The organism is Flavobacterium sp. (genome assembly GCF_044361065.1).
GTDB lineage: Bacteria > Bacteroidota > Bacteroidia > Flavobacteriales > Flavobacteriaceae > Flavobacterium.
In genome coordinates, this window is the sequence record NZ_JBIKJI010000104.1 from 1 (window position 1) to 7,732 (window position 7,732).

Annotated in this window: 5 protein-coding genes; all 5 read right to left on the reverse strand. The window is 34.5% G+C overall.

Annotated elements, in window-relative coordinates; translation table 11 throughout:
* Nucleotides 1–1,485: glycoside hydrolase family 2 protein (locus ACIQ11_RS07230; protein WP_396154003.1), on the reverse strand; the 1,485-nt coding region annotated here is incomplete at its 3' end.
* A gap of 10 nt (nt 1,486–1,495) precedes the next feature.
* Complete coding sequence (locus ACIQ11_RS07235) at nt 1,496–2,176, reverse strand: copper homeostasis protein CutC (protein ID WP_396154004.1); 681 nt, start codon at nt 2,174–2,176, stop codon at nt 1,496–1,498.
* Nucleotides 2,177–2,257: 81 nt separating this feature from the next.
* Nucleotides 2,258–3,256 carry an isoaspartyl peptidase/L-asparaginase family protein gene (locus ACIQ11_RS07240; protein ID WP_396148148.1) on the reverse strand — a complete coding sequence of 333 codons (999 nt, stop codon included), beginning with the start codon at nt 3,254–3,256 and terminating at the stop codon, nt 2,258–2,260.
* 5 nt (nt 3,257–3,261) lie between these two features.
* Nucleotides 3,262–4,842 carry a beta-N-acetylhexosaminidase gene (locus ACIQ11_RS07245; RefSeq protein ID WP_396154005.1) on the reverse strand — a complete coding sequence of 527 codons (1,581 nt, stop codon included), beginning with the start codon at nt 4,840–4,842 and terminating at the stop codon, nt 3,262–3,264.
* 93 nt (nt 4,843–4,935) lie between these two features.
* Nucleotides 4,936–7,497 carry a sodium-translocating pyrophosphatase gene (locus tag ACIQ11_RS07250; protein WP_396154006.1) on the reverse strand — a complete coding sequence of 854 codons (2,562 nt, stop codon included), beginning with the start codon at nt 7,495–7,497 and terminating at the stop codon, nt 4,936–4,938.
* Nucleotides 7,498–7,732 lie beyond the last annotated feature (235 nt).

Here is a 7,732-nt window from a genome sequence, read left to right on the forward strand (position 1 = left end):
TCCCCAACCAATGGAAGGAGAAGAAGGCCAATATAGATTTCTTTCTTTGGATAAAAGACTATCTAATGTTTGAGGAATGAGTTCTTGAAATACTTTTTTATAATCGTTCCAAATTTGAGTCGAATCTGCTTTTGAATAATTAAATTGTTTTTGCCAACCCCAATTGTGCCAACCTTCGTCGTTTTCATTATTGCCACACCAAAGTGCAATACTTGGGTGATTTTGCAAACGGTTTACGTTATCAATTACTTCTTGTTTAACATTTTCTACAAATTTTTCATCTCCGGGATACATCGCGCAAGCAAACATAAAATCTTGCCAAACTAAAATTCCATTAGCATCACAAGCATTGCAAAATTCGTCATCGGCATATACGCCACCACCCCAAACGCGAAGCATATTCATATTTGCTTTTCTGGCGTTTTGAATTGTCTCGTGATAACTTGATAGCGTTTGTTTTGGAATAAAACTATCTGGCGGAATATAATTTGCCCCTTTCATAAAAACTGGTTTGCCGTTTAATTTGAAATAAAAGCTTGTTCCAAATTCATCTTTATCTTGAATTAATTCAATGGTTCGAAGACCTATTTTTAGTTCTTTTTTATCTAAAATTTCACGATTTTGTTTCAATGAAAAATGAAATTCATATTGATGTGGAAATCCTAATCCGTTGCTCCACCACAATTTTGGATTCGAAATTTCATAGGGCATTTTTACTTTATTCGTTCCTTTTTTAAGATGAAATGTTTCTGCTTTTTCATTAATTTTCAATTGAATTGTATTCACTTCAGAAACACGAATTTCAGTTGTAAATTCCAAAATCGCTTTTTTATCATTCAATTCGAGTTGACTGAATTTTATATTTTCGATTGTAGCCGAATTCCAAAACTTCAATTGCACTTTTTTCCAAATACCTGCGGTTACAAATCGAGGACCCCAATCCCAACCAAACTGATATTGTGCTTTTCTTACAAAAACACGTTCTTTTTCAGGTAACGTATAAGGTAGTTTTGAAGCTTCTACTTTTCCTTTTTGAACGGCTGATAGAAATACAATTTTTAGATGATTTTTTCCTTTTTTAAGATGGTTTTTCGCTGAAATTATCCATTTTCGAAACATATTATCCGCTTCTAAAACCATTTTCCCATTTATATAAATAGTAGCATAGGTGTCTAATCCATCAAATTCTAATTCGATATTTTCATTTGAAATTTCTTTTTCAGATAAGAAAAATGTAGATTCGTATTCCCAATTTTCATTTTCAATCCATTGCAATTGTTTTTCATTGGCTCCGTAAAATGGATCAGGAATTAATTTGTTTTCATATAAATCGGTGTGAACGGTTCCGGGAACAGTTGCCTTGTGTTTTTTTGTTTCGTTTTGCTTGTTGAATGTCCATTTTTCAGATGACAAATTGCGATAGGTTGTTTGTCCAAAAACGGAATAGCAAATGAAAATTAGAAACAGTGTTGTTTTTTTAAACATATCAAATCATTTACGATTGCAACTTTTCCTTTAGTTGGGTAATTTCCTCTGGATTTGCAATTTCAGCTTCATCGGTTATAGCGGATGAATGATACCAATTTGCATTGGCGATTTTATTCAATTCTGAAATATTGGTTGAACGCAATCCGCCACCTGGCATAATTTCGATTCTATTTTTTGCTTGTTCAACTAATTTTTTCAAGACTTCTTTTCCTTCCGTAACATTAGAAAATGTGCCTGAAGTTAGTAAGGTTGAAAATCCGCAAGCAATAACATCTTCCAAAGCTTGTTCATAATTAGAAACAGCATCAAAGGCACGATGATAAGAACAAGGAAATGGTTTTGCCAATTCAACTAAAGCTTTATTTTGTTCGATATTAATTGTTTTATCTTCATTTAAAATTCCAAAAACAAATCCGTTAACGCCAAGTTGTTTGATGTTTTCGATGTCCGATTTCATTTGTTGAAATTCTGCTTCTGAGTAAACAAAATTCCCTCCTCTTGGACGAATCATCACATAGATATCGATTGTCAAATGCTCTCGAGCTTGTTGAATGATTTCGATTGACGGCGTAGTTCCTCCAACTGAAACATTAGCACATAATTCGACTCTATCCGCAGCTGCTTTTTGAGCTAGTGTTGCAGATTCGAGATTAAAACAAGCGATTTCTATTTTTTTATTTTGGAACATAAATTATGAATATTTGCCACGGATTACACAAATTCTCACGGATTAAATAATCCTTAAAATTCATTAATCTGTGGCGAAAAATTATTTCAAAAAGTAATTAGCATCTATTAATCTATTTCCAGTTGCGTCATAAACAGCATAATTGAAACCACCTTGTATACAATAGGAACCATATTCTCCTTTTTTATTCAAAGCAATGAATCCAACTTGAATGTCTTTTAATTCTTTACCTCGATTTTTAGTTAGTTTTACAATTCGCATTACCGCTTCTTCACAAGCTTTTTGAGGAGACAAACCTTGTCGCATTAATTCTACCACCAAATGGCATCCTGTAATCCGAATGACTTCCTCGCCGTGCCCTGTTGCAGTTGCAGCACCAATTTCATTATCTACATATAATCCCGCACCAATAATTGGGGAATCACCCACACGTCCGTGCATTTTAAACGCCATACCGCTGGTTGTACACGCACCTGATAAATTTCCATTTGCATCCAAAGCAATCATTCCGATGGTGTCGTGGTTTTCGATATTCGCAATGGGTTTGTATTGACTGGTTTTTAACCAATCTTTCCATTCTTTTTCGGAGTCTTCAACTAATAAATTTTCTTTTTTAAATCCTTGTGAAAGCGCAAATTGTAACGCTCCTTTTCCGACCAACATCACGTGTGGTGTTTTTTCCATCACTGCTCTGGCGACAGAAATAGGATGTTTGATGTGTTCCAAACAGGCTACTGAACCAATATTTGAAAATTCGTCCATAATACAAGCATCAAGGGTTACCTTACCGTCTCTATCAGGGCGACCACCATAGCCTACGCTGCGTTCGTTTGGATCGCCTTCTGGAATTTTCACGCCAGCTTCTACGGCATCTAAAGCCCTGCCATTTTTGCTTAAAATTTCCCAAGCGGCGGCATTGGCTTCAATTCCGAATCGCCAAGTGGAAAGCACTATTGGTTTTTGAACCGTATTTAACGCCACTTTATTTTCAACAGTTTCAGTCGTATTTTTGAAACTTGTAAGCGCCAAACCTGCAGTGGCTAGAGCGGTTTTCTTTAAAAAATTTCTTCTATTTGTCATCCTATTTATTCTGTAAATGAGGTTTTTCTATAATTGATATTGTTGTTTCTAAGCCAAATTTCTTGTGCTTGCAAACGGGTTTTAAAATCAATAAAATTTTCTGGATTTGCGGTTCCCCATAAAACTTCGGCAAGCGCAGACATTCTTGGCATAATCATATATTCAACTTGTTCTGGAGTAAGAATATATTCCGTCCAAACATTGGCTTGCGCGCCTAAAATATATTTTTGTTCTTCTAAAATAAGTTCTTTCGGCATTGGATTAAAATTATAGACTTTTTCTAAAGAAGTAAATCCGCCAATGGCTAACGGTTCGTTTTCTGGTTTTCCTTGATAATGATCAAAATAACAATGCGAACCAGGTGTCATTACTACATAATGTTTTTGCTTGGCTGCTGCAATTCCGCCTTCAGTTCCGCGCCAACTCATAACGGCAGCGTTTGGAGCTAAACCGCCTTCCAGAATTTCATCCCAGCCAATAATTTTTCGACCTTTACTATTTACAAATTTTTCAATGCGTTGGATAAAATAACTTTGTAATTCGTGTTCGTCTTTTAATCCTTTTTCTTTTATAATTTTTTGGCAATGTGCACAACTTTTCCATCGTGTTTTTGGACATTCATCACCACCAATATGAATGTATTCAGAAGGAAATAAAGCCAGTACTTCGGACAGCACATTTTCTAAAAACGTAAACGTTTCTTCTTTAGGGCAATATACATCATCGAAAACGCCCCATTTTTTACCTACTTCAAATGGACCGCCCGTACAAGATAATTCTGGATAAGCAGCCAATGCAGCAAGTGAATGTCCGGGCATTTCGATTTCTGGAACAATTGTAATGTGTCGTTTTGAAGCGTAAGCTACTACTTCTTTAATTTCTTCTTGGGTGTAAAAACCACCATATTTTATATCATCAATTTTTTGGTCGTCATAACGCCCTATCATCGAACCATTTCGCCACGCTCCAACCTCTGTTAATTTTGGATATTTTTTGATTTCAATACGCCAACCTTGATCTTCGGTTAAGTGCCAATGAAAAGTATTCATTTTATAATGCGCTAAATAATCAATGTATTTTTTGATAAATGTAATAGGGAAGTAGTGTCTGCAAACATCAAAATGCATTCCACGCCAAGCGTATTTTGGGGCATCTGATATTTTTATCCAAGGGATCGCAATTTCGTTTTTTTTCTCAAACGGAACCATTTGCAATAACGTTTGAATACCATAAAAAAGTCCTTGATTAGTATATGCTGAAATAATTATTTCTGAATCAGATACTACTATTTCATATTGCTCTTTGTTGAAATTTGCAATTTTAGGCTCTAGTAAAACCAAATGGATGTTTTTATAATTATTTTTTGAAGTTATTTTCAGATGTAATCCTGTTTGAATTTGTATTGCTTCTTTTAAATAATTAGCTTCAAATGAATTTTCATCGGCTTGAATATACGTTTTTTCGTTAATATAAAAACTACCTTTTCCTACTAAAGTATTTTGTGGTTTTGGTATAACTGCAATATTGTTTTGAGAAAAACTCAACGAGATTAATAAAAATAATAGAAATGTAAAGGTTGTTTTCATAAGTAATTATTTATGTACAGGATAAATATACAAAATAATTGTATAAAAAAAACCGCACATTGCTGTGCGGTTTTCTATTTTATAAAGAATCTTTTATTTCAAAGCTTCAACTTTAGCCTTAACATCTTCTAATGAACCTTCAAAAGTTTGAACATTTACACTCTTGTTAATAGAAGTTGTAACTGTTGCTTTTGCTTTTCCGTTATTATTTGTAATTTCTACTTTAACGTTTTTATCAGCGACTTTAGAACAGCAAGATTTTTCTCCTTCTTTTCCAATGAATTTACCATTAGCGTCATAATGAGACATACACATTTCTTTCTCTTCTGCAGAACAACCTAAAGAATCACACATTTTTGCACATTCATCTTTAGTCATAGTTGCGCATTTTGTCATATCGCATTTACCCATTTCTGAAATACTATCACCATTCATTTTGATAATTGTGTATTTCATTTCTTTTTTTGTTCCTTCAGAATGACCACCTAAAATAGGTGCGATTACCAATCCAATTAAACACGTTAATTTAATTAAGATGTTCATTGAAGGGCCAGAAGTGTCTTTAAATGGATCTCCAACAGTATCTCCAGTTACAGCTGCTTTGTGCGCATCCGAACCTTTGAATGTCATTTCACCATTGATTTCAACTCCAGCTTCAAAAGATTTTTTAGCATTATCCCAAGCACCACCTGCGTTATTTTGGAATACCGCCCAAAGTACACCTGAAACGGTAACTCCAGCCATATAACCACCTAACATTTCAGCGATTAATTGATTATCATCTGGGTATACTAATTTTCCTAAAAGTACAATTGCAATTGGGAAACCTATTGTTAAAATACCTGGTAACATCATTTCGCGTAAAGCCGCTTTAGTTGAAATTTCCACACATTTACCATATTCTGGTTTGCCAGTTCCTTCCATAATTCCTGGAATTTCTTTGAACTGACGACGTACTTCGTATACCATATCCATTGCAGCCTTACCTACAGAATTCATTGCTAATGCAGAGAATACTACAGGAATCATTCCTCCAATAAATAACATCGCTAATACTGGTGCTTTAAAAATATTAATACCGTCAATACCTGTAAACGTTACATAAGCAGCAAATAAAGCTAAAGATGTTAACGCGGCAGAAGCGATTGCGAATCCTTTTCCTGTTGCAGCTGTTGTGTTACCAACTGAATCTAAAATATCTGTACGAGTACGAACCTCTTTTGGTAATTCGCTCATTTCAGCAATACCACCTGCATTGTCCGAAATAGGTCCAAATGCATCAATTGCTAATTGCATAGCTGTTGTAGCCATCATTGCAGAAGCAGCTAAAGCAACTCCATAGAATCCTGCAAAAGCATATGAAGCCCAAATTGCCGCAGCAAATAATAATACGGTTGGGAATGTTGAAATCATACCTGTTGCTAAACCTGCAATTACGTTAGTTCCAGCTCCAGTTGATGATTTTTGTACAATTGCTAAAACTGGTTTTGTACCTAAACCTGTATAATATTCAGTAACTGATGAAATGGCTCCACCAACTATTAATCCTACAATTGTAGCATAGAAAACACGCATAGAAGAGATATCTTTTAATCCTTCTCCGTAAAATTCCATTTTCATTGTTGCAGGTAACATATATTCTACTAAAAAGTAACACGCTACTAAAGTTAAAAGAATAGAAACCCAGTTTCCAATATTTAATGCTTTTTGTACTTGTGCTTCTTTAGCATCATCGCTTGAAATTTTAACCAACATCGTTCCAATGATAGAAAATAAAATTCCAAAACCAGCAATTGCCATTGGTAATAAAATTGGTCCGATTCCGCCAAAAGCGTCTTCGATTTTACCACCCATATCTTTAATTACATAATTTCCTAAAACCATAGCAGCTAATACTGTTGCTACATAAGATCCGAATAAATCGGCACCCATACCAGCTACGTCTCCTACATTATCACCAACGTTATCAGCAATAGTCGCTGGGTTTCTTGGGTCATCTTCTGGAATACCTGCTTCTACTTTACCAACTAAATCAGCACCTACGTCAGCAGCTTTGGTATAAATACCACCACCCACACGTGCAAATAATGCAATAGATTCAGCTCCTAAAGAGAAACCTGCTAATGTTTCTAAAACTACGGTCATATCTTCCGTATTTGTCCAAACACCGCCTGGCATAAAATATCTAAATAATAATATGAAAAAACCTGTTAAACCTAATACAGCTAATCCAGCTACTCCTAATCCCATTACTGTTCCTCCACTAAATGAAACTTTTAGTGCTTGTGGTAAACTTGTACGAGCCGCTTGTGTTGTTCTTACATTTGTTTTTGTAGCAATTTTCATACCCATATTTCCTGCTAATGCTGAGAAAAAGGCTCCAAAAATAAACGCTACAACAATAAATAAATGTGTTTTAACTCCAGGAATGAAAGTGATTCCAGCCAAAACAATACTTGCAAGAATTACAAATACAGTTAATAATCTGTATTCCGCTTTTAGGAAAGCCAATGCTCCTTCATAAATGTAATCTGAAATTTCTTTCATTTTACCGTCTCCGGCATCTTGTTTTAATACCCAAGCACGTTTCATTGCCATAAAAAGCAATCCAACAATTGCCATTACAATTGGCAAATAAATCATAAAATTATTCATAGTTTTTTGTAAATAGTTAATTTTAATTTAATCGAGCAAAAATACACAAAAAAGGCAATTATTCTAATGATAATTGCCTTTTTTAATAAAAATTGTTTAATTTTTTTTATTTTATGCTGAATAAACCTTCTGGTTTGTTTTCAATTGCTTCAAATCGTTCGGTGCATTCTTTAATGATGGCACGGGCTTCATTTACATCTCCCCAACCTTCTACATCAACATTTTTATTTTCTAA